We start from the raw sequence: 24,210 nt of genomic DNA on the forward strand, positions 1-24,210 counted from the left end.
GAGACTTGCGGCCTTACCCCACGCTCACGTCGCCCGAGCCGGAGACGTTCTGGTTGACCGTCGCGGGCCGCGTCGTGACGTCCACGTCGCCCGAGCCCGAGATCGAGATGTCCGCCCGACCGGTCGGGGCGACGGTCGCATCCCCCGAACCGGCGATGGCGACATTGGCGTCGGTGGCGGACAGGCCCGCCAGGTCGGCGTCGCCCGAGCCGGAGATGTCGAGTTCCAGAGCCCGGACCCTGCCACTGGCCCAGACCTCGCCGGAGCCGGAGATGTCGACCGCGAGCGTGTCCTGGTCGTAGTCCTTCAGCGTCAGGTCGGCGGAGCCTTCCAGGTTGAAGGTCGAGACGTTCGGGGCGGTGACGACGATGTGGACAGCCTCGGAGTGGGCCCACATGCCGTGGCCGTCGCGGTTGCGGCCGAAGACGACCGTCTCGTGGTTCGGGCCGTCGGCGTCGTCCGCGGTCCAGGTCAGGCGACCGTCGACCAGCCGGACCTTCTCGACCAGGTCGGCCGGACCGGTGACGGTGACGCCCGCGGTGTCGCCCTGGACGTAGTCGACGTCGGCCGCCAGATCGATGGTCAGGGTGTCGCCGCCGGTCCAGGCGATCTGGCGGGTGATTTCCGGGGTGCGGGTGTCGTCGGCCCGCTGGAAGCGCACAGTGTCGCCGTCCGGGTCGCGGAAGGTCCAGGACCAGCCGTGGCGGGCCATGTCGCGGCCGCCCAGCGCGAAGGCGCCGCCGAGGGAGGCCGTGGCCAGCACGAGGCCGGCGGCGGCGATGATGAACAGGGTCCGGATCATGCGGGGTCTCCCACGGCGGTGTTGCTGGATTGGGGCTCGAGCGCGGGCTTGAGCAGGCGGTAGTGCAGGCGGGCGAACCAGACGATGCCGTTGACCAGCCAGATCGTGACGATGGCCAGGAGGGCACCGGCGGAGGCGGCGGCGGCCATCAGGCCCAGACCCGCCAGGATGGAGGCGAAGGCTCCGCCCGGCATGTCGGCGAACGGCCCGGCCACCATGATGGCCCCGCCCGAGACGAACAGGGCGATGACGGCGATCCCGACCCCGAACAGGGTGCCGATCACGCCCATCAGGATGGGCAGCAGGATCAGGATGTCGATGGCCCCCAGACCCAGGACCGCGAACACGGCCCCGGCGGCGGCCGAGGGGTTCTTCTCCTGATGCCAGCGCTGGGCACCGGCCTCGGCCCGCAGCTCGCGCGCCAGACGGTCGGGATCCCCCAGGGCGGCGGCGACTTCCGCGTCCGTACGCCCGGCGGCGGCACCGTCTGTAAAGTGGGTCTCGTAGTCGTTCACGATGTCCGAAGCCGTCGAGATCGGCAGGCCGACCAGACCCTTCTTCAGACGACTGAGAAATTCGGCGCGGGTCATGCTGCTTCTCCCGGAGCAGGCGTCACGGGCGAATCGTCGGCGACGATCGCATCCACGGCGCGGGTGAAATGGGTCCATTCGGCGGACTGGGCGGCGAGCGCGTCGCGGCCGGCCGGGCTGAGCCGATAGTATTTGCGCGACGGACCCGACGAGGATTCGACCAGATAGGTCTCGACCAGGCCGTCGGTCTGCATGCGGCGCATCAGGGGGTAGATCGTGCCCTCGCCCATGTCGATCGCGTCCGACAGGCGGCTGGCGATCTCGTAGGCATAGCTGTCGGCACGGGCCAGAAGCGCCAGGACGCACAGGCCCAGCACCCCTTTCTTCAACTGTATCTCTATGGTTTCCGGCATGTCCGAACACCTCCTTTGATGACTGGAGGCTATCGCAAGGTATCATGCGCTGCAAGGTAGCTGTCCAAACATGACAGCGATTTAACCTAGAGGTTTGAACACCTCATTCGCCACATGCGGCGACGCAACGCGCCCGTATCGCTTGGCAAGGGGGAAGTGACCCGATATGGACCGCGCTTGAAATCGCCGGGTCCCTCCCCAGAGGCTTGGCGGGGCGGCGTCCTGCGTGGCCCATTGGCAGATGTATAAGAGGAACTCTCGCATGGGACTGGGCACGCGAGCCCTGAGCAAGACCGGACACCTCCTGGGTGCCGCTTCGCTCGCCGTCTTCTTCGCCACCCCGACGTGGGCGCAGGACCTGATGGGCCAGCCGACACCGGGCGGCATCGACCTGCAGCCGGCCGCCTCGCCGCTGAAGCACGAGGCGATCTTCTTCCACAACGTGATCCTGATGCCGATCATCGTCGGCATCTGCGTTCTGGTGCTGGGCCTGCTGGCCTGGATCGTGATCCGCTACAACGAGAAGTCCAATCCGGTTCCCGCCAAGTGGAGCCACAACACCGTCGTCGAGATCATCTGGACGGTGCTGCCGGTGATGATCCTGGTCGGCATCTCCCTGTTCTCGTTCCGCCTGCTGTTCGCCTATCACGACACGCCGCCCGTCGACCTGACCATCAAGGCCACGGGCAACCAGTGGAACTGGGCCTATGAGTACCCGGACCAGGGCGTGTCGGAATACATCTCCAACATGCTGCCCGAAGACGAGGCCATCGCGCGCGGCGTTCCCTATCGCCTGGCCGCCGACGAGCCCCTGGTCGTTCCGGTCGGCAAGACCGTCCGGGTGCTGGTGACGGCCGCCGACGTGATCCACGCCTTCGCCATGCCGGCCTTCGGCCTCAAGACCGACGCCGTGCCCGGCCGGGTCAACGAGACCTGGTTCAAGGCCGAGCGCACCGGCGTCTTCTACGGCCAGTGCTCCGAGCTGTGCGGCGTCGACCACGCCTTCATGCCGATCCAGATCAACGTCGTGACCGAGGCCGAGTTCGCGGCCTGGGTCGCCTCCAAGGGCGGATCGATGACCGCCGCCGCCGATGCGGCCGCCACGGCCGCGGCTGCCCCCGCCGCTGCCGCCGCTCCGGTGGCCCCGGCCGCCGCCGACGCCGCGACCCCGGCCGTTGCCGAGGCCCCGAACCCGGCCGCGCCTTCGACCGCTTCCGCCCCGACCGCTTCCACGACGCCGGCTCCCGCCGCCGCCGCACCGGCCGCCCAGTAACGCGAGCCCGAGACAGACATGGCCACCGACATCACCGCAGACGACATCGCGCACGCTCCGGGGCATGACGCCCACGCCGAGCATGACCACAAGCCGGGCTTCTTCACCCGCTGGTTCCTGTCGACCAACCACAAGGACATCGGCACCCTGTACCTGCTGTTCGCCATCATGGCGGGCATCGTGGGTGGCCTGCTCTCCGGGCTGATCCGCTGGGAACTGGCCGAGCCGGGCATCCAGATCTTCACCGAGGGTTCGGGCGTCGCCCTGATGGGCCTCGTGGAGCAGACGAAGCACGGCTACAACGTCGTGGTCACCGCCCACGCCCTGATCATGATCTTCTTCATGGTCATGCCCGCCATGATCGGCGGGTTCGGCAACTGGTTCGTGCCGATCATGATCGGCGCGCCGGACATGGCCTTCCCGCGGATGAACAACATCTCGTTCTGGCTGCTGGTGGCCGCCTGGATCCTGCTGTGCCTGTCGCTGTTCGTCGACGGCGGGCCGGGCAAGGGCTTCGGCGGCGGCTGGACCATCTATCCGCCGCTCTCCACCATCGGCCACACCGGCCCGGCGATGGACCTGGCGATCTTCTCGCTGCACGTCGCGGGTGCCTCCTCGATCCTGGGTGCGGTCAACTTCATCACCACCATCTTCAACATGCGCGCGCCGGGCATGACCCTGCACCGGATGCCGCTGTTCGCCTGGTCGGTGCTGGTCACCGCCTTCCTGCTGCTGCTCAGCCTGCCCGTCCTGGCCGGCGCCATCACCATGCTGCTGGCCGACCGCAACTTCGGCACCGCCTTCTTCGACCCGGCCGGCGGCGGCGATCCGGTGATGTTCCAGCACCTGTTCTGGTTCTTCGGTCACCCGGAAGTGTACATCCTGATCCTGCCGGGCTTCGGCATCATCAGCCACATCGTCTCGACCTTCTCCAAGAAGCCCGTCTTCGGCTACCTCGCGATGGCCTACGCCATGGTCGCGATCGGCTTCGTCGGCTTCATCGTGTGGGCGCACCACATGTACACGGTCGGCATGAGCGTGAACCTGCGCGCCTACTTCATCGCCGCGACCATGATCATCGCGGTGCCGACGGGCGTGAAGATCTTCAGCTGGATCGCCACGATGTGGGGCGGTTCGGTCAGCTTCAAGACCCCCATGCTGTGGGCCATCGGCTTCATCTTCCTGTTCACGGTCGGTGGCGTGACCGGCGTGGTCCTGTCCAACGCCGGTATCGATTACAGCCTGCACGACACCTACTACGTGGTCGCCCACTTCCACTACGTGCTGTCGCTGGGTGCCGTGTTCGCGATCTTCGCCGGCTTCTACTACTGGTTCGAGAAGATGTTCGGCGTGAAGTACAACGAGTTCCTGGGGTGCCTGCACTTCTGGATCATGTTCGTCGGCGTGAACATCGTCTTCTTCCCGCAGCACTTCCTGGGTCTGCAGGGCATGCCGCGCCGCTACGTCGACTATCCCGACGCGTTCGCCTTCTGGAACCTGGTGTCCTCGTGGGGCTATGCGATCACGGCCGTCGGCGTGGTGGTGTTCCTGGTCATGCTCGCCGAAGCAGCGATCCGTCGTCGCAAGGGCGTCGCCAACCCCTGGGGCGAAGGCGCCACGACCCTGGAGTGGACCCTGTCCTCGCCTCCGCCCCACCACCAGTTCAACGAACTGCCGGTGGTGAAGGCCGACAGCCACTAAACCCGTCCCGTTCGTGATAGGACGAGGGCCGTCTCCCGACCGGGGGGCGGCCCTCTCACATTTTGAAATGACACAGACCCCCGTGACCGCCACCCCCACCGTCTCGACCACCCAGCCGGAGGATTTCTTTCAGCTGCTGAAGCCGCGCGTCATGTCGCTGGTGGTGTTCACGGCGCTGACCGGGCTGGTCGTGGCACCGGGCTCGGTCAATCCGTTCGTCGGGGCCATCGCGGTCCTGTGCATCGCCATCGGCGCCGGGGCGGCGGGGGCGTTCAACATGGCGCTGGAGGGCGACACCGACGCCCTGATGCGACGCACGCGCGGTCGGCCCGTGGCCGCCGGCCGGCTGAAGAAGAACGACGCCATGGCGTTCGGCGTCGTCCTGTCGGTGTTCTCGGTCATGCTGCTGGGGATGAACACCAACTGGTTCGCGGCCGGGCTGCTGCTCATGACCATTCTCTACTACGCGGTCTTCTACACCCTGATGCTGAAGCGCCGGACGCCGCAGAACATCGTCATCGGCGGCGCGGCGGGGGCGTTCCCCCCGGTCATCGGCTGGGCGGCGGCGACGGGCTCGGCCCCGTGGCAGGCGTGGCTGCTGTTCCTGATCATCTTCCTGTGGACCCCGCCGCACAGCTGGGCCCTGGCCCTCTATTCCACCGGCGACTACGCCAAGGCGGGCATTCCGATGATGCCGGTGGCGCGCGGCGCGAAGTCCACGCGGCTGCAGATCCTGCTCTACAGCCTCGTCCTCGTGCCGATCGCGATCGCGCCCGGATTCACGGGCATGGGCGGGCCGGTCTATCTGGCCGTGTCGATCGGCGGCGGCGCGCTGTTCCTGGCCCTGGCGGTGCGGATCTGGCGCTCGCGCGCGGGTGACGCGCCCGACAAGGCCGAGGCTGTGGGGCGAGAGGCCGCATTGTATGATGTGCGCGCGGAGGCCAAACCGGCCCGCAATCTTTTCGCCTTCTCGATCCTTTATCTGATGGCCCTGTTCGCGGCCCTTCTGGTCGAGAGCCTTGGCATTACCGGAGGATGCACCCTGTGTTCCTGACGCCCGACCAACTCGCCGCCCGCAACAAGCGCAGCCTCTGGATCGCGCTGGGTCTCGCGGCCTTCGTGGTGCTGATCTTCTCGACCACCTTCCTGCGCATGCAGCGGAACCTGGCGGAACGCACGGCCCAGCAGCAGGTCGTGGCGGAGCGGGCGCGCTGATGGGCCTCAAGCTGAAGTCCGCCAACGCCATCGCCCTGGTCTGCGCCGGCCTGGTGCTGACCATGACAGGCGCCGCGTTCGCGGCGGTGCCGCTTTACAAGATGTTCTGTCAGGTCACGGGCTTCGACGGGACCGTGCGCCGCGCGGACGCCGCCCCCGATCAGATCCTGGACCGGATGGTCACCGTCCGCTTCGATACCAACGTCCGCAAGCTGCCGATGACCTTCCATGCCGAACAGGTGACCCAGCAGGTCCGCGTCGGCGAGACGGGCCTGGCCTATTTCGACGTCACCAACACGTCGGACCAGCCGATCCAGGCGCGCGCCGCCTACAACGTGGTGCCGGAAAGCACCGGAGCCTATTTCCAGAAGCTTCAGTGCTTCTGCTTCGACGACCAGACGATCGCGGCGGGGGAAACCCGCAAGTTTCCCGTCCAGTATTTCGTCGCCCCCGAAATGGCCACCGATGCGGAAACCCGCGGGGTGCAGGAAATCACGCTCAGCTACACCTTCTATCCCGTCTCCGAAGACGAAAAGCCCGCCACCACTGGCGCGGGCTGATCCCCGACGCTATAGCCCACACCATCCTCCCGATCTGACGATTCAGAGACCGCAAGACGCATGGCCCACGCTCCGCATCACGATTACCACCTTGTCGATCCCAGCCCCTGGCCGCTGATCTCCTCGATCGCCACGACCATCATGATGGTCGGTGCCGTGGCCTGGATGAAGGGCGTGTTCGGCATGCCCGAGGGCACGAGCTGGCTGTTCTTCGCCGGTCTGGCGGGCGTGCTCTATGCCAGCTTCGGCTGGTGGGCGGACGTCATCAAGGAAAGCCGCCGCGGCGACCACACGCCGGTCGTGTCGATCGGCCTGCGCTACGGCATGACGCTGTTCATCGCGTCCGAGGTCATGTTCTTCGCGGCCTTCTTCTGGATGTTCTTCGAGATGGCCGTGTTCAACGAGGCGCGCGCCCATATCCCCGAGATCGGCAATTGGGCCGACACCGCCGCCGCCTGGTCGACCTGGCCGCCCAAGGGCATCAACACCCTGGACCCGTGGCAGCTGCCGCTTCTGAACACCGTGATCCTGCTGCTCAGCGGCACAACGGTCACCTGGGCGCACCACGCGCTGCAGATCGGTGACCGCAAGGGTGCCCGTCTGGGACTGATCATCACCGTGGCCCTGGGCCTCTTCTTCACCGTGGTCCAGGTCTACGAATACTACCACATCCTGCACGCGCAGGAGTTCTTCAACGCCGACGCCGGCAACTCCAAGCTGTATGGCAATATCTTCTTCATGGCGACGGGGTTCCACGGGTTCCACGTCCTGATGGGGACCATCTTCCTGGCGGTCTGCCTGGGACGCCTGCTGGCCGGCCAGTTCACGCCGCAGAAGCATTTCGGCTTCGAGGCGGCGGCCTGGTACTGGCACTTCGTGGACGTGGTCTGGCTGTTCCTGTTCGCCTTCGTCTACGTGATCTTCGGCTAAGGCCGGGATTGACCGAAGGCCCTATCAAACCTGATGCGACCCAGCCGGCGCGGATCCATGCGATCCGCGCCGGTCTGCTTTGCCGGTGCCCGAACTGCGGCAAGGGCAGGCTGTTTTCCGGCTTCCTGAAGGTGGTCGACACCTGCGCCGTCTGCGGCTTCGATTTCACCCGGCTGAACACCGGCGACGGGGCCGCCATCTTCGTCATGCAGATCGCGGGCGGAATCGTGGTCTTCACCGCCCTGTTCGTCGAGATCGCCTATTCGCCGCCCATGTGGGTGCACCTGGTGATCTTCCTGCCGCTGGTGCTGATCCTGTCGCTGGGGCTGATGCGGCCGGGCAAGGGGGCGATGATCGCCCTGCAGATGCGCAACAAGGCGGGACAGGCGAGCCGCGATGACTGACGGGCCGACGACGACACGGTTTCCGATCCTGCTCACGGCCTTCATCGCCGTCTGCGTGGTCATCCTCTGCGCGCTCGGCACCTGGCAGGTGCAGCGGCTGCAGTGGAAGGAAGGCCTGATGGATCAGGCGGACGCGGCCGCGGCCCTGGCTCCTGCGCCCCTGACGGACGTTCTGACCGCCCCCGATCCCGAGTTCCGCAAGGCTCTGGTCGTCTGTCGCGGCCTGCCGACCGCCGCCTTCGTCGAGTTGCAGTCCATCCACGACGGCGAGCCGGGCCGGCGCCTGGTCTCGGCCTGCGTGCCCGAGGGCATGACGCAGACCTTCCTCGTTGACCGCGGCTTCCTGCCCGAGGCCGTGAGCGATCGGCCGCGCGTGATGGCCTCGACCCTGCCGCTGGCCATGGTGGTGGAGCTGCGTCGCACGCCGCCCCCGGGTCCGATGGTGCCCGCGCCGTCCCAGGGCCGCTTCTTCGGTCGGGACAATGCGGCCATGGCGGCCGCTCTCGGGGCCGCCGGCCCGTCCGAGTTCACCCTGTACGCCGTCAGCTCGCCCAATCCGGAAATCCCCGCCCTGATCGCCACCGCGCCTCCGGCGGCGTTCTCGAACAACCACCTCGGCTATGCCCTGACCTGGTTCGGACTGGCGCTGGCCCTGATCGGTTTCTATGTGGCCGTGCTCGTCCGTCGAACCAGAAAGACGCCCTCCTGACCGCCACGATCCACACCCTGTCCAATGGCGTTCGCGTCGTCTGCGATCCCATGCCGGGCCTGCGCACCCTGGCCCTGACGGTCGCCGTGCGGGGCGGAACGCGGTGGGAAAGCGAGAGCCGGTCCGGTTGGTCGCATCTGCTCGAACATCTGGTGTTCAAGGGCGCGGGCGACATGGGCGCGCGCGAGATCGTCGAACGCATCGAAGCCGAGGGGGGATCGATCAACGCCGCCACCGGCTATGAGCGGACCAGTTTCGAGGTGCGGGCCCTGGACGGGTCTCTGGGCCTGGCCATGCAGGTGCTGTCGGATCTGGTCTTTCGCCCCGCGCTCGATCCCGCCGAGATCGAGCGAGAAAAGGACGTCGTCGCCCAGGAGATCGCCGAGGCCTTCGACACCCCCGACGACCACGTCTTCGAGATGGCCCAGACCATGGCCTTTGCCGGCCAGCCCATGGGACGGCCGATCCTGGGCTCGGTCGACAGCCTGAAACCCGTCGACCGCGCCTCCATCGAGGCCTGGCGCGCACGGCTGTATTCGCCGGACCGGATGGTAGTCGCCGTGTCTGGAGCCGTGGACGAGACCGAACTGCTGGCCCTGGCCGAGCGCTGGTTCGGCGATGCCGTGGCCATGCCCGCCGATGCACCGGAGCCGGCGCGCTTCACCGGCGGGGTGGCGACGCTGGGCCGAAAGATCGAACAGGCCAATCTGGTGTTCCAGCTGCCGGCCATCCCGGTCCACGACGCGGCCATGCCGGCGATGCGGCTATTCAGCGAGATCCTGGGAGGCGGCATGGCCTCCCGCCTGTTCCAGAGCGCGCGGGAAGACCGGGGCCTAGCCTATGCCATCGACGCCTATCATGAGCCCTATGACGATACCGGCGTGCTGGGAATCTATGCGGGCGCCGCGGCGGATCGCTCGGTCGAGCTGGCCGAGGTCTGCGCGGACGAGGTGCGTGACCTGACCGACAAGGGGCCGACCGACGCCGAGCTGTCCCGCGCCAAGGCCGTGCTGCGCGGCGGGGTGTGGATGTCCGACGAAAGCCCCGCCAGCCGTGCGGGGCGCAACGCGGCCCAGACCCTGATGTTCGGCCGACCCGTCGCGTCCGACGACACCGTGACGCGGCTGGAGGCGGTGTCGGCCGGGGACCTGAGGGCTGTCGGGGCGCGGGTTCTGGCGTCCGGCCTGGCCGCGACGGCGGTGCTGGGGCCCAGGGCTGCGGCCGGAGCCGGCAAGGCCTTCCTGGAACGCGTGGCCCGCTGAGGCCTCCCCCGTTCGCTCCGCTCCCGAGTGAGGATTTAATCTCGCCATCCGTGCCGACCGTGAGTTAGTCTCTCAACCCATGGCCCTGCTGGACTGGATGACGGATGCAACCGGTCCCGTGGTGGAGGGCCAGGGGGTGCTGCTGCGGCCGCCCCGGGCGGGCGACTATGCGGCCTGGTCCGAGCTGCGCGAACAGTCGCGGGACTATCTTCAACCCTGGGAGCCGTCCTGGCCCGATGACGACCTGACCAAGGCGGCGTTCCGGCGGCGGCTCGGGGTCTATGCGCGCGAGATGGAGCTGGGCCACGCCTGGCCCTTCTTCATCCTCGATCCTTCGGGGCGCACGTTGCACGGCGCGATCACCCTGTCGAACGTCCGGCGCGGCGTCGCGGAGACGGGCACGCTGGGCTACTGGATCGGCCAGCCGTTCGCGGGGCAGGGCATAGGCACAGCGGCGGTCCGCACGATGACCCGCTTCGCCTTCCAGTCCGCGCGCCTGCACCGGCTGGAGGCCTCGTGCCTGCCGACGAACCTGGCCTCTCGCCGGGTGCTGGAAAAGGCGGGCTTTGTGAAGGAGGGCGAGGCCCGGGCTTATCTGAAAATTAACGGCACATGGGCAGACCATCTTTTGTTCGGTCTGGTGTGCGACGATCCCGTGGTCCGGACCCACGCCTGAAGGAACAGTGACCGCCTTGAACGCGCGATCCAGAACCCTGACCTGGGACGCGACGACGGCGATCGAGGCGCTGGCCGCCGCCGACTCCGCCCTGTGGATCTGGACACCGGCCGAGGACTCCATCCGCTTTACCGGGGCGACCCGATCCCTGGGCCTGGGCCCGCTGGCCCCCGAGTGTTCGGGTGCCGCCTTCATCGCCCTGTCCCTGCCCCAGGACCGGTCGCTGGCCGAGCGCATCCTGAAGCCGGCCGAGGAAGGCACCGAGATCGCCGTGCGCCTGCGCATGCGCGGGTCCGAGACCTGCCTGTGGCGCGGGGTGTGGCTGGAAGACGGCCTGCGGGCCGCCGGCATGGTGGCCGTGGAGGCCAAGATCTCCGGCTCGGACAAGGACGCCCTGACCGGCCTGCTGGACCGCCGGACCTTCCTGACCCGCGCGGCGGAGACCCTGACGGCCCCCGGGGAATACGACATGGTCGTCGCCGACATCGACCGGCTGCGTCGTCTGAACGAGGCCCTGGGCCACGAACGGACGGACATGGTGATCTCGGCCCTGGGGTCGCGGATGTCCGCTGCCTTTTCGAACGAGGCCTCGCCCGCCCGCATCGGGGAGGATGAGTTCGCCGCGATCCTGCCGCGCGGGATCGGCAATGCCGCCGACCGCCTGCGCGAGGCGCTGGAGCAGCCCCTGCGGGTCGCGGGATTCGACATCTATCCGACCGTCTCGATCGGTTCGGTCACCTGCGAAGGCGGCCCGGATGCGCCGGATGCCGCCGAGCTGCTGCGTCGGGTCGAGCTGGCCGTGGGGTCGGCCAAGAAGGTCGGACGCGGCGGGGTCGCCGTCTATGGCCGGGCGCTGGAAAGCGACAGCCTGTCCCGGCTGGCGCTGGAAGCCGACCTGAGGAACGCCTTCGTGCGCGGCGAGATCGAGCCCTTCTTCCAGCCGATCGTGAACCTGAACACCGGCGCGGTGGCCGGGTTCGAGGCCCTGGCCCGCTGGCGTCACCCCAAACGCGGCCTGGTGCCGCCGGATGAGTTCCTGGGCCTGACCGACGAGATGGGCCTGATGAACGATCTGGGTCTGATGATGATGACCCAGTCGGCACGGCAGCTGGCCGACTGGCTGCAGCGCCACCCCATGGCCGGAAAGCTGTTCTGCAGCGTCAATCTGTCGGTCGGCGAGATCGAGCGGCCGAACCTGGTCGAGGACGTCGCCCGGGTCATCAAAGAGACCGGCCTGCCGCGCGGCGCGCTGAAGCTGGAGGTCACCGAAGGCGACATCATGCGCGACACGGCGACGGCGGCCGTGATCCTGCAGAAGCTGAAGGACGTCGGGGCCTCGCTGGCGCTGGACGACTTCGGCACCGGGTTCTCGTCGCTGTCGTACCTGGCGCGCCTGCCCTTCGACACGCTGAAGATCGATCGCTATTTCGTGCTGACGATGAACAAGGACGAGGGCTCGGCCAAGATCGTCAAGTCGGTCGTCAACCTGGGGCGCGACCTCAATCTGGAAGTCGTCGCCGAGGGGGTGGAGAACGCGACCCTGGCCAAGCTGCTGCTGGACGCCAGCTGCCACTACGGGCAGGGCTTCGGCTATGCCCCCGCCCTGCCGGCGCAGGAGGCCGAGGTCTATCTGAACGAAAGCCTGTCCGACGGGGCCGCGCCGCTCAAGGCGCGCTCGGCCTAGTCCCCGACGGCCGGACTAGGCCCGGCCGCTCTGGCTGGACAGCCGGGCGGCATCGACGCCGATCCCGGCCAGGGCGCGCGCCCATTTGGTGTCGAAGTCCGTATCGAACAGCAGATCGAGATCGGCGTCGGCGGTCAGCCAGACATTCTCGGCCAGTTCCTCTTCCAGCTGGCCTTCGCCCCAGCCGGCATAGCCCAGCAGAAGGACGGCGCGCCGCGGACCCGCCAGGGGATCGGTCATGGCGGCCAGGGCCTCGCGCGTCGCGGTCAGGGCCAGACCCTCGGACACCGGAGACGAACTGTCATCGACCATCCAGTCGTCGGTGTGGAGGACGAACCCGCGCTCGCGCTCCACGGGCCCTCCGACCAGCACCGGCGTGGCCGCCGTCCGGTCGGGCGCGGCGACGTCCAGTTTCGTCAGGACCCCTTTCAGCGCCACGCCGGGGGCGGGGCGGTCGATCCGCAGGCCCATGGCATGGTCGGGATCGTGGGCACAGACGAGGATGACGGCATGCTCGAACCGCGGATCGCCGATGCCCGGCATGGCGACCAGCAGGCGTCCGGTCAGGGGTTCAAAAGCGGTCATGGGTGAATGATCGGGTCGGAGAGGGCGCGACGCAAGCCGTGCCGCATCACGATGTCGCTTGGCGTCGGGTCCCGGTCCGCCTATCTGACGCCCACTGGCGCGCGTCGCCGCATTCAAAGATCTTCCGGAGCCTGCCCATGACCATCCAGATCGGTGACCGCATCCCCTCGGCCACGCTGATGACCCCGACCGCCGATGGTCCGCGTCCGGTCCAGACCGACGAGTTCTTCAAGGGCAAGACCGTCGCCCTGTTCGCCGTTCCCGGGGCCTTCACCCCGACCTGCTCGGCCCGCCACCTGCCGGGCTTCGTCGACAACAAGTCGGCCCTGGCGGACAAGGGCGTCGACACGATCGCCTGTCTGTCGGTCAACGATGCCTTCGTGCTGAAGGCCTGGGCCGAGAGCCAGAGCCTGACCGAGGCCGACGTGGTCATGCTGGCCGACGGTTCGGGCGACTTCACGCGGACCCTGGGTCTGACGCTGGACGCGCGCGGCTTCGGCATGGGCGAGCGGTCGCAGCGCTATTCGATGCTGGTCAAGGACGGCGTGGTCGAACAGCTGAACATCGAGCAGGGCGGCGAGTTCAAGGTCTCGTCGGCCGAGCACCTGCTGGCGCAGCTCTGAAAAGCCCGGGGCGTTGACGCCCGGCTGAAGGACACTCGCCTGAGCGAGGGCCGGTCTCAGGCGACGGCGGTCTCGGCTTCGGCCGGGGCCGTCTCGTCCGCCTCTCCAGACAGCACATGACTCAGCGCGCCCAGCAGGGCCGCGGGGGTCAGGGGCTTGGAGACGAAATAGGTCATGCCGGCGGCCATGCAGGCGGCGATGTCGTCCGGGGATGTGTCGGCGGTGACGGCGATGACGGGGACGTCGGCATTGATGCCGCCGCCCGCGCGCAGCCGACGCGTGGTCTCGCGACCATCCAGCTCGGGCATGCGGACGTCCATGAAGATGACGTCGAAGACCGTCGCCTCGCATCGGGCCAGGGCCACAAGTCCGTCGGCGGCCGTGCAGATATCGCAGCCCAGCGGCGCGAGGATCAGCTCCACGGCCCGGCGATTGATGTCGTGGTCGTCGACGACCAGAACGCGCAGCGGACGCTCGGCGTCCGCCTCGCCGGCGGCGTCGACGGGCTCGGGCTCAGCCTGCGGCGCTTGGCGCAGGACCGGTTCGGTCGCCGGCAGGTCCACCACCTCCCGCGCCGTCCGGCTGCCCGCGATCCGTGGGGCGAGGCTGCGGACGATGTCGCCCCGGCTGTCGTCGCTGAGGGTCCGGGGCGCGATCGCGCCGGCGTCCCCCTGCGGCAGCATCAGGGACACGGTAAAGGCGGCCCCCTGACCGGGCAGGCTGCGGGCCGTCAGGCGGCCGCCCATCAGCTGGGCGAGATCGCGGCTGATCGACAGACCCAGACCCGTGCCGCCGTGGCGGGCGCTGACGCCGTCCTCGGTCTGGTCGAACGGTGTGAAAAGCCGGTCCAGCTGCTGGGCCGTCATGCCGGGACCGGTGTCGGCCACCTCGATCAGCACGGCATAGTTGGCGGGTTCTTCGATCCAGACCTTGAGGTTCAGGGTGACCGACCCTTCGGTCGTGAACTTCATGGCGTTGGAGATGAGGTTGTTCAGCACCTGGCGCAGTCGCATCGGATCGCCCCGGACGGCGGCCGGTACGGTGGAGGCACCCTCCACGCGCAGGGTCAGACCCCTGGCGCGGGCCTCGCCCTGCCAGAACATCACCGTCTGGGCGATCAGGCTGCGCAGGTTGAAATCCACCACCTCGACCGTCATCCGGCCGGCGCCCAGTTTGGCGTGGTCGAGCAGGTCGTCCAGCAGGGCCTTCATCATGATGCCGGCGTCGGTGATCAGGGCGGCCTGGGATCGGGCGGCCCCGTCGACCGCGCCACGTTCCAGCTCGGCGGCGCCTGTCATGATGGCGCTGATCGGGGTGCGCAGGTCGTGGCCGACGGCGGCCAGGAAGGCGGCGCGACCGGCCATGGCGCTCTCGGCCTCGGCCCGGCGACGATCGGCGTCGAGACGCGCGGCCTGCTCGGCCTGGGCGGCCCGGTCCATGCTCTTCCAGGTGGACAGGCAGTAGGTCCCGAACACCGCATAGGCCACGCAGACCGCGGTCAGGAACGACGGCGACGCGCCGTACCACGACATCCAGAACGGCGTGGCGAACATGTAGAGGAAATGCGGCGTGATGGTCACCGCGAGGACCGCGCGCGATCCGGGCGAATTGATCGTGCCGTAGATGGCACCGGAGGCGCACAGGATGGCGGCGCAGACCCCGCCCATGGGGCCGCCGGTCAGCCACAGCGGAATCGACAGACTGCCGAAAGCCGCCGCGTTGGAGAACAGCAGCACCCATCCGGCGATGGTCCGCGCCGGTCCCATGCGCGCAGACTGGCCGCTGGTGATCGGCGCGAAGACCAGCATCTCCAGCACCTGGATCAGGAAGTAGCCGGTGACCCAGAAGGCACTGAACTTCCAACCGAACATCGGGCTGAAGATCATGGCGGTGGCGGCGCCCATGCCCAGACGCTGCATGAGGGCCTGGCGACGGCTGCGAATCGCAGGGGCCCAGCTTCTGGACGTGTCCGTGCTGGCCTCCGACATGCTCACCCCCGAAAACTGGCGGTGTTGGTCCCGCATGCGGAGACCATGGCAGATCGGGCCTAACGCTCCGTCAACGCGAAGCGCCAACGGCGTCCGAGACGGAGGAAAAACCTTCGGCGCGCAGACGGGCGACCAGATCGCGCTTGATCCGGCCGACCAGACTAGGGCCCTCGTAGATCAGGGCCGAATAGATCTGGATGGCCGAGGCCCCGGCCCGGATACGGTCCCAGGCGTCCTGACCCGAGGCGATGCCGCCCACGCCGATCAGGGGAATGCGGCCCGCGGCGACCGCGGCCGCGTCGCGAAGCGCGGTCAGGGCGCGGGCCTTCAGCGGGTCGCCGGACAGGCCGCCGGCCTCGGTCCTGTCGGACGACCGCAGGCCGTCGGGCCGGTCAAGCGTGGTGTTGGACACGATCAGGGCGTCGACGCGGTGGGCGAGGGCCGCCTCCACGATCATGGCGATCTCTGCGGCGGTCAGGTCGGGCGCGATCTTGAGGAAGACCGGGGCCGCCGTGGTCCGCGCCTCGGCCACCCGGCCCAGCAGGTCGTCCAGGGCGTCACGGCCCTGCAGTGCGCGCAGGCCCGGCGTGTTGGGCGAGGAGATGTTGACCGTGAAATAGTCGGCGAGGCCGGTGAGGCGGCGCAGGCCGGTGACGTAGTCGGCGGCCCGGTCCTCGCTGTCCTTGTTGGCCCCCAGATTGGCCCCGACGACGGTGGCCGACGGACGGGCCCGCAGGTGACCGGCGAAGGTCTCGAGGCCCGCGTTGTTGAACCCCATCCGGTTGATGATGGCCCGGTCCTCGGTCAGCCGGAACAGGCGCGGCTTCGGATTGCCCGGCTGGGGCAGGGGCGTGACCGAGCCGCATTCCACGAAGCCGAAACCGAGGCGCGAAAGGCCGTGCAGCGCTTCCGCATTCTTGTCCAGACCCGCGGCCAGCCCGACCGGATTGGGCAGGTCCAGCCCCGCGATCCGCGTGGCCAGGATCGGATCATCGAGCTCCGCCCGAGGTAGGGGCGCATGCTTCAGGGCGGCGATGGCGAGGCCGTGCGCCGTCTCGGGGTCCAGCAGCCGCAGCGCGACCGTGCCGAGGTCGGGGATCACGCTGCGCCGCCCTCGAAGACGAACTGCCCGGAGGGCGAGACGGAACAGGCGCGGGCGCGCGTCACCGCCCGGGTCGGAAGCGGCCCGTGGATGTGGGGGAACAGGGCCCCGCCCCGCGACGGCTCCCACAGGACCGTGTCGCCCAGGGCGGTCAGGTCGACGTCCAGCAGCATGAGGTCCGACCGGCCCGCATAGTGTTTCTCCGCCGTGCCCGGCAGCTGTTCAGCGGTGGACAGGTGGATGAAGCCGTCGGCCAGATCAACTTCGGACCCGTCATAGGTCCCTTCGGCCAAGGCCCGTCGCCATTCGGCCGCGTCGATGATCTTGAAAGCGACCCCGTCGTTCATTCGTCCGCGCCGCCGCCGAAGGCCTTGGGCGTCAGGAAGCCGTCGTAGGCGCAGCGTCCGGCGACATCGACTTCGAAGATGGCGGCGGCTCCGGTGGGAAATCCGCCGGCCATCCGGTCCATGACCGAGGGCGATGCGGCGCTTTCGGTCAGATAGTCGATGGCGAGGGTGTGGACGCCCGGGTTGTGCGCCATCACCAGCAGGCACCCGGCCTGTTCCTCGGCATCCTCGACCAGACGGCGGATCGTCTCGGGCGAGGCGTCGTACAGGCGCGGCTCGATCCGTACCTCGACGTCCCCCAGGGCTTCCTGCACGGCGTCCCAGGTCTGGCGCGTGCGCACGGCGGGCGAGACGAGCGCGAGGTCGGGGCGGAGACCCTTGTCGGCGAGAATCCCGCCCATCAGGATCGCGTCCTCGAGCCCGCGCGGGGTCAGGGCACGGTCGCGGTCGAGACCCGACGCGGCGGCGCGTTCGGTCTTGGCATGGCGCATCAGGATCAGGCGGTGCATGGCCCAGCGGCTTAAAGCGGTTCGCGGTCCGTATCCAGTCCGGTTGCGGTCGGGACGCGCGTCGCGGACTGGGGTTGCAATCCGCGCGCCTCGGCCCGGACGCGCTGGGCCACGCCGGTCGGGCGGATGCGGGCATAGGCCTGACGCGTCGCCTCCAGCAGGATGACGCCCGCGAAGCCCGGCGCGATGCGGCGGCCCACCTGTTCGAAGCCATCAGCCAGCCCGAGAAGCGGCGGCCACGGCGGGACGTACAGGGTCTGGGACCAGGCCGTGGGCTCGAGGCCTGCGGCGCGCACCAGCCGCTCCAGCTGCCCCCGCGTGAAGGGTCGCCCGTGACCGAAGGGGGTCGCCTCCGCGCGCGCCCACAGTCCGCCCCGGGCGGCGGCGGCCAGGATGATGCGTCCCGTCGGGGCCAGCGCGCGGACGGCCTCGCTCAGCAGCAGCGCGGGGTCGTCGGCCTCCTCCAGCGCATGGACCAGCAGAACACGGTCGAACGACCCGGCTGCGAACGGCAGACGCCGGTCGTCGACCAGCAGGGTGCGGTTGCGACCGGCGGCGGGCCACAGCTCGACCCCCTGTCCGGACGGCATGGCGGCGATGACCCGGCGGGCACCCACGAAGGCATCCAGCCAGGGTGTGGCATAGCCGATGCCCAGGACGTCGCAGCCGATCGCCTCGCCCCAGGCGTCGTCCAGGCGCTTGGCCAGCAGGCGGCGGACCAGCGCGCCCGTGGGTTCGCCGTAGAAGGTTCGCAGGTCTTCGATGGCGCGGCGCATGTCGAGGACTATATGGCCATCAGGCCCCGCGATCCAAGGACGACCCCATGCCCCTGACCGTTCACCTGTTTCCGGCGCGCACGGACAACTATGCCTTTCTGGCGCGGGACGAGGCGACGGGCACGGTCGCGGCGATCGACACGCCGGACGCCCAGGTGATCCTGGACGGTATCGCCGCGCTGGGGTGGGGCCGGCTGGACCGGATCATCAACACCCACTGGCACCCCGATCACACCGAGGGCAATGCGAGGCTGCAGGCCGAGACCGGCTGCGACATCTGGGGGCCGGAAGAGGTGCGCAAGGTCGCGCCGCTGGACCGCGTGGTGGAGGAGGGGGACCTGGTGACGATCGGCCAGACCCGGCTGCATGTCACGGCCACGCCCGGTCATTCGCTGGGCCATGTCGTGTTCCGGTCGGTCGAGGACGGCATCGCCTTCACCGGCGACACCCTGTTTCCGCTGGGCTGCGGGCGGCTGTTCGAGGGCACGCCCGAACAGATGTGGGACAGCCTGTCCCGCCTGCTGGCCTGGCCGGACCAGACGGTGCTCTACGGTGCCCACGAGTATACGGCCGCCAACGCCCGGTTCACCCTCAGCGTCGATGACCGGGCCGAAGTGGCAGCCCATGCGGACACGATCTTCGCGGCGCGGGAGCGCGGCGAGCCGACCGTGCCGACGACCATGGCGGTGGAGCGGGCCTTCAACCCCTTCCTGACGGCGGGGGATGCGGTCGAGTTCGCCCGGCGGCGCGCGGCCAAGGACAGCTTTCAGGGCTGATCAGCCGCCGGACACCGCACGGATGATCCGGGCCGAGGACGGGCGTCCGGCCAAGCCCTGATTACCCACGAAAAGTATGGTCAGGACGCCGTTGGAGAAAGAGACGGAGGCACGATTGCTTTCCTCGATCTGGATGCGGCGCACCTGGGCCACCTGGTTCCGAACGGTCGCAGAGCGAGACATGCGCAGCACGGCCTCGGTGACCACGCTGATGGTCTCGGCGACGACGGGCTCCGATCCCGGGCGGTCCAGTTCGATGTTGACGGCAACCAGATGGCCCAGGGCCGCGCTCATCCGGCCGCTCTGCTGTATCGAGAAGGTGATCAACTGCGTGGGCGTGATCTGGGGCAGGCTGAGGGGGGCGGCTGGACCGGCCACCGCGGCAGGCGAACCGTTGGGCGCGCGGGTAGTGTAGAGGGTGACCCCACCTCCCGGCGTTACCCGCAGAATCTGGGCCCCCGCGTCATTACGATAGATGACGTCGCCGCGCGGAGCGGGCGAGGTTCGCAGGACCCAGGTCTCAGCCCTGCGCTCGAAGCGGAACAGGGGACGCGAGCCCGAGCCGTCGAAGATGAAGGACTCACCGCTCTCGGACACATATCGGCCCGATGGCGGCAGACCGGCCACCGAAGGTCGGATGCCGAGGGTTCGACTCTGTTCCGCCTGTGCGTTGCTACGCACCTGCGCCACCGCGCTGCCCGACTCAAAAAGGGTTGCCGCCACGGCGACGGCAAGGGCCATCGCCGTGGCGATCGGCCTTCTTGCCGTCTCGACCCGGACCTTCGAACTCATGGCCAACGGTTGCGCCGGGTGCGCGGCGGATTTTGGGCAGCCGGGCGGTCAGCCGACGAGGTATTGACCGCCGTTCAGCGACAGGGTGCAGCCTGTGACATATCCGGCACGCTCGCCCGACAGCCAGGACACCATGTCGGCGATCTCCTCGCCCTTGCCCAGCCGGCCCACAGGGATCTGGGCGATGATGGAATCCAGCACCTTCTGGTCCATCGCCCCGACCATCTCGGTGTCGATATAGCCCGGCGCGATACAGTTGACGGTCACGCCTTTGCGAGCATTTTCAAGGGCGAGGGCCTTGGTGAAGCCGATCATCCCGGCCTTGGCGGCGGAATAGTTGGTCTGGCCGATCTGGCCCTTCTGGCCGTTGATCGAACTGATGTTGACGATGCGCCCGAAACCCCGGTCGCGCATGCCGTTGATGACCTGGCGTGTCATGTTGAACACGCTGTCCATGTTGACGCGGATCACGTCGGACCACTGGTCGGCGCTCATCTTGTGGAAGAAGCCGTCGCGGGTGATGCCGGCATTGTTGATCAGCACATCGATCGGGCCCAGTTCGGCCTCCACATCGGCGACGGCGCGGGCGCAGTCGTCATAGGATCCGACGTTGCCCTTGACGACCATGACGCCCAGTTCGCGGGCCGTCATCTCGGCCGCCTCGGCGTTTCCGGAATAGCCGCAGGCGACGGCCATGCCGTCTTCCTTCAGACGCTGCGCAATCGCCTTGCCGATGCCGCGGGTTCCACCCGTGACCAGTGCCACTCGAGCCATATGCGTGTCCTGTTCCCTGACGGCCGCTTCTGACGCGCAGCCTGTTCGGGTTCAGGTGTAGCGGCGCGAGGGTCGAGGGTCGAGCGTCGCCGTGCGAACTTCGACGTCCCGACCCTGCGCTGCCGACGTCCGGTGCCTAGAGCTGCGCCATGTCGATGACGAAGCGGTAGCGGACGTCGGAGTTCTCCAGCCGCGCATAGGCCTCGTTGATCTGCGAAGGCGCGATGACCTCGATGTCGGAGGCCAGGCCGTGCTCGGCGCAGAAGTCCAGCATCTCCTGGGTCTCGCGGATCCCGCCGATCAGCGAACCGGCGACCGAACGGCGACGCCACAGAAGGGGCATGGCGAAGACGGGCAGGGCCTCGGTCGTCAGGCCCAGCATGACCATGGTGCCGTCGTGGGCCAGCAGCTGCAGGTGACCGGCGATCTCGTGCGTGGCCGAGACGGTGTTGATGATCAGGTCGAACTTTTCGGCCGCCGCCTTCATCGCCGTCTTGTCGGAGTTGATGAGGAAGTGTCTGGCCCCCATCCGCTCGGCATCGGCCTTCTTGCGGTCCGACGTCGACAGGACGGTGACCTCGGCCCCCATCGCGGCCGCCTGTTTGACCGCCATATGGCCCAGCCCGCCCAGGCCGATGACGGCGACCTTCGAGCCCGGCTTGATGCCCCAGTGCTTCAGCGGCGAATAGGTGGTGATCCCGGCGCAGAGCAGCGGCGCGGCGGCATCCAGAGGAATGGAGTCCGGGATGGTGACGACGAAGTCCTGATCCACCACGATCTTGTCGGCATAGCCGCCCTGGGTGATCGTCTCGCCGGACTGGTCGGCGTGCTTGTCGGGCGCGCCATAGGTGCCGGTCATGCCGGGCACGCAGTACTGTTCGTCGCCTGCCTTGCAGGGGCCGCAGACACGGCAGCTATCGACCATGCAGCCGACGCCGACCCGGTCGCCGACCTTGAACTTCGTCACGTTCGCGCCGACCGCCGTGACGATGCCCGCGATCTCGTGACCCGGCACGATCGGATAGACCGTGTTGCCCAGGTCGTTCTTCACGATGTGCAGGTCGGAGTGGCAGATGCCCGCGAACTTGATGTCGATGGCCACATCGTCCGCACCCGGATCGCGGCGCGTGAAGGCATAGGGCGTCAGCGGCGCGGTGGACGTGGTGGCGGCGAAGGCGCGGGTGGCGATGGGCATGGGCGGCTCCTGAATGGGATGGGCCTAGGTGTGGTCTGTCGTTGCAAACCGCAACGGTTCGCGCCGCTTTTGGTCAGGCGAGCCTGGTGATCAGGGCCTGGGCCGCCGCCGGGTTCCTGACCTTGGCCCCCGCGATGAAATAGGCGAACACCTCGCCGCGTTTCGCCCAGGCCCGGGTCCGGTCGGCGATGGCGTCGAGATCGGCCGGGGACATGCCGGTCGGCTCATCCTCGCGGCTGGACATCAGGCGGGCGTAAGTAAAGTCGGCGGTCGGCTGATCGATGCGGGGCCAGGTGGGCTCCTCGTCGTCCTCGGCATAGACGATGGCGACGCCGTATTTCGCGGCCAGATCATGGAAGGCCGGCGTGTCGAAGGTCGGATTTCGCACCTCGAGGGCGTGGCGCAGCCGCAGTCCGTCGCGCTCCTTCGGCAGCAGCTTCAGGAAGCCCTCGAAGTCGTCGGCGTCGAACTTCTTGGTGCCCATGAACTGCCAGTTGATCGGCCCCAGCTTGTCGCCCAGCGCCGTCATCCCCTGGCCCAGGAACCGCTCCATCGACTCGCCCATGTCGGACAGGATCTTGCGATTGGTGCAGTAGCGGCTGGCCTTGACCGAGAAGACGAACCCGTCCGGCGTCTCGTCGCGCCACTTCATCCAGCTGTCGGGCTTGAAGGTCGAATAGTAGGTGCCGTTGATCTCGATCGAGGTCAGGGCGCGCGACGCATATTCCAGCTCGCGTTTCTGGACCAGATCGTCCGGATAGAAGACGCCGCGCCACGGCTCATAGGTCCAGCCGCCGACACCGATGTGGATGGGATGGGTCATGGGACGGGCGTCAGGGTTGAGGTGCCGCCCGACGGGCGCGGGCGCACGGGATTGGCCGAAATCGAGCCGGGCAGTATCACCTCCACGCGGCGATTGCGACGGCGGCCGGCGTCATCGTCGTTGGCGACCGCCGGGCGGGCCTCGCCAATGCCCATGGCCTCGAGACGGTCGCCGCTCGTGCCGCGTGGGACCAGATAAGCCTTCACGGCCTCGGCCCGACGCTCGGAAAGGTCGTGATTGTAGGCGTCCGTGCCTTCGGAATCGGTGTGGCCTTCGATGGCGATGCGGCCGGTACCGCCGGTCGCCTGAATGAGCTCCGCCAGGCGATCGAGCGTCGGTCGAGCGTCCGGACGGATGGTGGCCTGATCGAAATCGAAGGTGACGTCGCCGGACAGGGCGACGACCGTGCCCCGGTCTGTCTCGATGGCACCCAGATCGGACTTCAGAGCCTGCACGGTCGCGAGGCTGCTGGTGGCCACGCCGGCTCCGCCCGCCAGCGAGCCTGTGCCGGCCGAAGTGCGCAGAGTGGAGACGGCGACGGGACGCATCCCGGACATCTGGCTGGCCCCCAGGGCCGTGCCACCCCCGAATGCACCGTCCAGCGGCAGCATCGCCTGGAAGCGGGGGTTGCTGGTGGATCGGTTGTCGCCGGACCCGCTCTCGTTGAGCACGACGGTCGCGCGCTCCGTTCGGGGCAGTTCGCCGCTGAAGACCAGGCGCACATCGACGGTCTGCCCGGCCGGGACGGAAAGGCGGGTGTTGCCGGCGGGGGGAGCCAGCAACAGCTTCTCGCCGCTGTCGGCGATCAGGAAGTTGCGGTCCTCATTGCCCGACAGAAGTTCGATTTCCCGCGTTCGGCCGTTCAGGACGGTGAGGTTGACCACGGTTTCATCGGGCTTGGCCTGGATGGAGGCGACCTGGAACACGACCCCGTTCGGATGGACCACCTGGAGATCGAGCGGAGCCCCTTCCATACCGCGTCCGCCTCCGGCTCCACCGTCGCAGGCGGCCACGGCAAGGGCGGCCACGGCAAGGGCGGCCAGGGCCGCGAGACCCGTGCGCCTCATTGGGCGGGCCCGGCCGGTTGGACAGCGGCCGGCGCGGCCGTGGCCGGGGCCGCCGCACCCGAGGCCAGTTGGTCGAGCGGGAGGTTGATGCGGAATCCCGGGCTGGTCGAATGCTCGTTGTCGGTCGTGGCGTTCTCGTTGAGGATCAGGATGGCGCTTCGCCCCTGGGGCAGACGTCCCAGGAAGACCAGTTCACCTTCAAGCGTTTGACCGGCGGGCAGGGCGAGGTCGGTGTTGCCGGCCGGCGGCGACAGGTAGATGCGCTCACCTGTGTCCATGATGATGTAGCCGTTGCGGCTGTTGAACCGGTTCAGATGGACCTCGCGGTCGCGACCGTTCAGCACCCGGATGCCGACGGCCGTCTCGGCCGCACGCGACTGCACCGAGGTGAGCTGCAGCACCACACCGTTGGGGTGGGCGACCTGGATGTCCAGCGGCACGGACCGGCCTCCGGCCCAGAGTGTCGAGGTCCCGTCTGCGGCTGCGCTGACGGCGACCGGCGCTCCCACGGGGGCCTGTGCGGTCTGATCGCCGGACGCTCCCGCTGCGGTCTCTTCATCACCCCCCTGGCTGCAAGCGGTGGCGAGAAGGCCGGCGGCGACGGCGGCGACGATCGGCAGGCGGTTGGGATGGCGAACGGGCATGCAAAGCTCACAAGCGGCGATTTCGATCAGCGATTGTAACGCAGAGCTCG

Annotated in this window: 28 protein-coding genes; 13 read left to right on the top strand and 15 right to left on the bottom strand. The window is 68.5% G+C overall.

The window, feature by feature from the left end; genetic code table 11:
* Positions 1-13: 13 nt before the first annotated feature.
* From BRESU_RS03980 to BRESU_RS03990, 3 genes are read right to left on the bottom strand one after another with little or no spacing between them, the layout of a single operon-like run.
* Positions 14-802 carry a GIN domain-containing protein gene (locus BRESU_RS03980; protein ID WP_013268215.1) on the bottom strand — a complete coding sequence of 263 codons (789 nt, stop codon included), beginning with the start codon at positions 800-802 and terminating at the stop codon, positions 14-16.
* Positions 799-1,392, bottom strand: coding sequence for a DUF1700 domain-containing protein (locus BRESU_RS03985; protein WP_013268216.1), 594 nt, complete (start codon positions 1,390-1,392; stop codon positions 799-801). Before BRESU_RS03985 ends, BRESU_RS03980 begins: the two co-directional genes overlap by 4 nt.
* On the bottom strand, positions 1,389-1,745 hold the full coding sequence (locus tag BRESU_RS03990) for a PadR family transcriptional regulator (RefSeq protein ID WP_013268217.1): 357 nt from the start codon (positions 1,743-1,745) through the stop codon (positions 1,389-1,391). The genes BRESU_RS03985 and BRESU_RS03990 overlap by 4 nt, the downstream gene beginning before the upstream one ends.
* A gap of 262 nt (positions 1,746-2,007) precedes the next feature.
* Between BRESU_RS03990 and coxB the strand changes: the two genes are divergently transcribed.
* From coxB to BRESU_RS04040, 11 genes are all read left to right on the top strand, one after another.
* On the top strand, positions 2,008-3,018 hold the full coding sequence (gene coxB / locus BRESU_RS03995; RefSeq protein WP_013268218.1) for a cytochrome c oxidase subunit II: 1,011 nt from the start codon (positions 2,008-2,010) through the stop codon (positions 3,016-3,018).
* Between the two features lie 18 nt (positions 3,019-3,036).
* Positions 3,037-4,719 carry a cytochrome c oxidase subunit I gene (gene ctaD / locus BRESU_RS04000; RefSeq protein WP_013268219.1) on the top strand — a complete coding sequence of 561 codons (1,683 nt, stop codon included), beginning with the start codon at positions 3,037-3,039 and terminating at the stop codon, positions 4,717-4,719.
* A 67-nt stretch (positions 4,720-4,786) separates the two neighbouring features.
* A complete protein-coding gene (cyoE, locus tag BRESU_RS04005; RefSeq protein WP_013268220.1) occupies positions 4,787-5,773 on the top strand; it encodes a heme o synthase in 987 nt (328 codons plus the stop codon).
* Positions 5,755-5,934, top strand: coding sequence for a hypothetical protein (locus BRESU_RS17300; protein ID WP_156796103.1), 180 nt, complete (start codon positions 5,755-5,757; stop codon positions 5,932-5,934). Before cyoE ends, BRESU_RS17300 begins: the two co-directional genes overlap by 19 nt.
* A complete protein-coding gene (locus BRESU_RS04010; protein WP_013268222.1) occupies positions 5,934-6,494 on the top strand; it encodes a cytochrome c oxidase assembly protein in 561 nt (186 codons plus the stop codon). The genes BRESU_RS17300 and BRESU_RS04010 overlap by 1 nt, the downstream gene beginning before the upstream one ends.
* Before the next feature lie 60 nt (positions 6,495-6,554).
* The gene (locus tag BRESU_RS04015) at positions 6,555-7,424 is read left to right on the top strand and encodes a cytochrome c oxidase subunit 3 (protein ID WP_013268223.1); all 870 of its coding nucleotides are present in this window, start codon (positions 6,555-6,557) and stop codon (positions 7,422-7,424) included.
* Between the two features lie 8 nt (positions 7,425-7,432).
* Positions 7,433-7,828 (top strand): DUF983 domain-containing protein, encoded by a 396-nt coding sequence (locus BRESU_RS04020; RefSeq protein ID WP_013268224.1) that lies wholly within the window; start codon positions 7,433-7,435, stop codon positions 7,826-7,828.
* Positions 7,821-8,537 (top strand): SURF1 family protein, encoded by a 717-nt coding sequence (locus tag BRESU_RS04025; RefSeq protein WP_013268225.1) that lies wholly within the window; start codon positions 7,821-7,823, stop codon positions 8,535-8,537. Before BRESU_RS04020 ends, BRESU_RS04025 begins: the two co-directional genes overlap by 8 nt.
* Before the next feature lie 50 nt (positions 8,538-8,587).
* On the top strand, positions 8,588-9,799 hold the full coding sequence (locus BRESU_RS04030; RefSeq protein ID WP_156796104.1) for a M16 family metallopeptidase: 1,212 nt from the start codon (positions 8,588-8,590) through the stop codon (positions 9,797-9,799).
* A 79-nt stretch (positions 9,800-9,878) separates the two neighbouring features.
* Positions 9,879-10,475, top strand: a complete 597-nt coding sequence (locus BRESU_RS04035) for a GNAT family N-acetyltransferase (protein WP_013268227.1) — start codon at positions 9,879-9,881, stop codon at positions 10,473-10,475.
* 16 nt (positions 10,476-10,491) lie between these two features.
* Positions 10,492-12,159, top strand: coding sequence for a putative bifunctional diguanylate cyclase/phosphodiesterase (locus BRESU_RS04040; protein ID WP_013268228.1), 1,668 nt, complete (start codon positions 10,492-10,494; stop codon positions 12,157-12,159).
* A 15-nt stretch (positions 12,160-12,174) separates the two neighbouring features.
* Here BRESU_RS04040 and BRESU_RS04045 read toward each other — a convergent pair whose 3' ends face one another.
* Complete coding sequence (locus BRESU_RS04045) at positions 12,175-12,744, bottom strand: YqgE/AlgH family protein (protein ID WP_013268229.1); 570 nt, start codon at positions 12,742-12,744, stop codon at positions 12,175-12,177.
* A 137-nt stretch (positions 12,745-12,881) separates the two neighbouring features.
* On the opposite strand from BRESU_RS04045, the gene BRESU_RS04050 reads away from it, so the two are divergent.
* Complete coding sequence (locus BRESU_RS04050; protein WP_013268230.1) at positions 12,882-13,367, top strand: peroxiredoxin; 486 nt, start codon at positions 12,882-12,884, stop codon at positions 13,365-13,367.
* Between the two features lie 56 nt (positions 13,368-13,423).
* Here BRESU_RS04050 and BRESU_RS04055 read toward each other — a convergent pair whose 3' ends face one another.
* From BRESU_RS04055 to BRESU_RS04075, 5 genes are all read right to left on the bottom strand, one after another.
* Positions 13,424-15,355, bottom strand: coding sequence for an ATP-binding protein (locus BRESU_RS04055; protein ID WP_041761272.1), 1,932 nt, complete (start codon positions 15,353-15,355; stop codon positions 13,424-13,426).
* Between the two features lie 70 nt (positions 15,356-15,425).
* On the bottom strand, positions 15,426-16,457 hold the full coding sequence (locus tag BRESU_RS04060) for a quinone-dependent dihydroorotate dehydrogenase (RefSeq protein WP_013268232.1): 1,032 nt from the start codon (positions 16,455-16,457) through the stop codon (positions 15,426-15,428).
* On the bottom strand, positions 16,454-16,804 hold the full coding sequence (locus BRESU_RS04065) for a DUF952 domain-containing protein (protein WP_013268233.1): 351 nt from the start codon (positions 16,802-16,804) through the stop codon (positions 16,454-16,456). The genes BRESU_RS04060 and BRESU_RS04065 overlap by 4 nt, the downstream gene beginning before the upstream one ends.
* Positions 16,801-17,313: a SixA phosphatase family protein gene (locus tag BRESU_RS04070; protein ID WP_013268234.1), complete on the bottom strand. Its 513-nt coding sequence runs from the start codon at positions 17,311-17,313 to the stop codon at positions 16,801-16,803. The genes BRESU_RS04065 and BRESU_RS04070 overlap by 4 nt, the downstream gene beginning before the upstream one ends.
* A gap of 11 nt (positions 17,314-17,324) precedes the next feature.
* Positions 17,325-18,089, bottom strand: a complete 765-nt coding sequence (locus BRESU_RS04075; RefSeq protein ID WP_013268235.1) for a class I SAM-dependent methyltransferase — start codon at positions 18,087-18,089, stop codon at positions 17,325-17,327.
* A gap of 47 nt (positions 18,090-18,136) precedes the next feature.
* Here BRESU_RS04075 and gloB point away from each other — a divergent pair, with 47 nt between their 5' ends.
* On the top strand, positions 18,137-18,865 hold the full coding sequence (gloB, locus tag BRESU_RS04080) for a hydroxyacylglutathione hydrolase (RefSeq protein WP_013268236.1): 729 nt from the start codon (positions 18,137-18,139) through the stop codon (positions 18,863-18,865).
* Here gloB and BRESU_RS04085 read toward each other — a convergent pair whose 3' ends face one another.
* The 6 genes from BRESU_RS04085 to BRESU_RS04110 form a co-directional block, all read right to left on the bottom strand.
* On the bottom strand, positions 18,866-19,546 hold the full coding sequence (locus tag BRESU_RS04085; RefSeq protein WP_245528596.1) for a DUF4908 domain-containing protein: 681 nt from the start codon (positions 19,544-19,546) through the stop codon (positions 18,866-18,868).
* 159 nt (positions 19,547-19,705) lie between these two features.
* Positions 19,706-20,431: an acetoacetyl-CoA reductase gene (gene phbB / locus BRESU_RS04090; RefSeq protein ID WP_013268238.1), complete on the bottom strand. Its 726-nt coding sequence runs from the start codon at positions 20,429-20,431 to the stop codon at positions 19,706-19,708.
* 136 nt (positions 20,432-20,567) lie between these two features.
* Entirely contained in the window at positions 20,568-21,626 is a 1,059-nt protein-coding gene (locus BRESU_RS04095; protein WP_013268239.1) for an NAD(P)-dependent alcohol dehydrogenase, read from the bottom strand.
* A gap of 73 nt (positions 21,627-21,699) precedes the next feature.
* Positions 21,700-22,449, bottom strand: coding sequence for a DUF72 domain-containing protein (locus BRESU_RS04100; RefSeq protein ID WP_013268240.1), 750 nt, complete (start codon positions 22,447-22,449; stop codon positions 21,700-21,702).
* A complete protein-coding gene (locus BRESU_RS16780) occupies positions 22,446-23,516 on the bottom strand; it encodes an OmpA family protein (protein ID WP_013268241.1) in 1,071 nt (356 codons plus the stop codon). The genes BRESU_RS04100 and BRESU_RS16780 overlap by 4 nt, the downstream gene beginning before the upstream one ends.
* Positions 23,513-24,160 (bottom strand): hypothetical protein, encoded by a 648-nt coding sequence (locus tag BRESU_RS04110; protein ID WP_013268242.1) that lies wholly within the window; start codon positions 24,158-24,160, stop codon positions 23,513-23,515. The genes BRESU_RS16780 and BRESU_RS04110 overlap by 4 nt, the downstream gene beginning before the upstream one ends.
* Positions 24,161-24,210 lie beyond the last annotated feature (50 nt).

The organism is Brevundimonas subvibrioides ATCC 15264 (assembly GCF_000144605.1).
Lineage (GTDB): Bacteria > Pseudomonadota > Alphaproteobacteria > Caulobacterales > Caulobacteraceae > Brevundimonas > Brevundimonas subvibrioides.

What these genes read in the sequence shown, in the direction of transcription:
- BRESU_RS04030 (WP_156796104.1), top strand. Translation starts at nt 8,588, where the DNA reads ATGCCGGGCCTGCGCACCCTGGCCCTGACGGTCGCCGTGCGGGGCGGA.
- BRESU_RS04015 (WP_013268223.1), top strand. Translation starts at nt 6,555, where the DNA reads ATGGCCCACGCTCCGCATCACGATTACCACCTTGTCGATCCCAGCCCC.
- BRESU_RS17300 (WP_156796103.1), top strand. Translation starts at nt 5,755, where the DNA reads ATGCACCCTGTGTTCCTGACGCCCGACCAACTCGCCGCCCGCAACAAG.
- cyoE (WP_013268220.1), top strand. Translation starts at nt 4,787, where the DNA reads ATGACACAGACCCCCGTGACCGCCACCCCCACCGTCTCGACCACCCAG.
- BRESU_RS04010 (WP_013268222.1), top strand. Translation starts at nt 5,934, where the DNA reads ATGGGCCTCAAGCTGAAGTCCGCCAACGCCATCGCCCTGGTCTGCGCC.
- BRESU_RS03980 (WP_013268215.1), bottom strand. Translation starts at nt 802, where the DNA reads ATGATCCGGACCCTGTTCATCATCGCCGCCGCCGGCCTCGTGCTGGCC.
- coxB (WP_013268218.1), top strand. Translation starts at nt 2,008, where the DNA reads ATGGGACTGGGCACGCGAGCCCTGAGCAAGACCGGACACCTCCTGGGT.
- BRESU_RS04055 (WP_041761272.1), bottom strand. Translation starts at nt 15,355, where the DNA reads ATGTCGGAGGCCAGCACGGACACGTCCAGAAGCTGGGCCCCTGCGATT.
- BRESU_RS04035 (WP_013268227.1), top strand. Translation starts at nt 9,879, where the DNA reads ATGGCCCTGCTGGACTGGATGACGGATGCAACCGGTCCCGTGGTGGAG.
- BRESU_RS16780 (WP_013268241.1), bottom strand. Translation starts at nt 23,516, where the DNA reads ATGAGGCGCACGGGTCTCGCGGCCCTGGCCGCCCTTGCCGTGGCCGCC.
- BRESU_RS04070 (WP_013268234.1), bottom strand. Translation starts at nt 17,313, where the DNA reads ATGCACCGCCTGATCCTGATGCGCCATGCCAAGACCGAACGCGCCGCC.
- BRESU_RS04065 (WP_013268233.1), bottom strand. Translation starts at nt 16,804, where the DNA reads ATGAACGACGGGGTCGCTTTCAAGATCATCGACGCGGCCGAATGGCGA.
- BRESU_RS03985 (WP_013268216.1), bottom strand. Translation starts at nt 1,392, where the DNA reads ATGACCCGCGCCGAATTTCTCAGTCGTCTGAAGAAGGGTCTGGTCGGC.
- BRESU_RS04075 (WP_013268235.1), bottom strand. Translation starts at nt 18,089, where the DNA reads ATGCGCCGCGCCATCGAAGACCTGCGAACCTTCTACGGCGAACCCACG.
- BRESU_RS04100 (WP_013268240.1), bottom strand. Translation starts at nt 22,449, where the DNA reads ATGACCCATCCCATCCACATCGGTGTCGGCGGCTGGACCTATGAGCCG.
- BRESU_RS03990 (WP_013268217.1), bottom strand. Translation starts at nt 1,745, where the DNA reads ATGCCGGAAACCATAGAGATACAGTTGAAGAAAGGGGTGCTGGGCCTG.
- BRESU_RS04110 (WP_013268242.1), bottom strand. Translation starts at nt 24,160, where the DNA reads ATGCCCGTTCGCCATCCCAACCGCCTGCCGATCGTCGCCGCCGTCGCC.
- BRESU_RS04045 (WP_013268229.1), bottom strand. Translation starts at nt 12,744, where the DNA reads ATGACCGCTTTTGAACCCCTGACCGGACGCCTGCTGGTCGCCATGCCG.
- BRESU_RS04095 (WP_013268239.1), bottom strand. Translation starts at nt 21,626, where the DNA reads ATGCCCATCGCCACCCGCGCCTTCGCCGCCACCACGTCCACCGCGCCG.
- BRESU_RS04025 (WP_013268225.1), top strand. Translation starts at nt 7,821, where the DNA reads ATGACTGACGGGCCGACGACGACACGGTTTCCGATCCTGCTCACGGCC.
- phbB (WP_013268238.1), bottom strand. Translation starts at nt 20,431, where the DNA reads ATGGCTCGAGTGGCACTGGTCACGGGTGGAACCCGCGGCATCGGCAAG.
- gloB (WP_013268236.1), top strand. Translation starts at nt 18,137, where the DNA reads ATGCCCCTGACCGTTCACCTGTTTCCGGCGCGCACGGACAACTATGCC.
- ctaD (WP_013268219.1), top strand. Translation starts at nt 3,037, where the DNA reads ATGGCCACCGACATCACCGCAGACGACATCGCGCACGCTCCGGGGCAT.
- BRESU_RS04050 (WP_013268230.1), top strand. Translation starts at nt 12,882, where the DNA reads ATGACCATCCAGATCGGTGACCGCATCCCCTCGGCCACGCTGATGACC.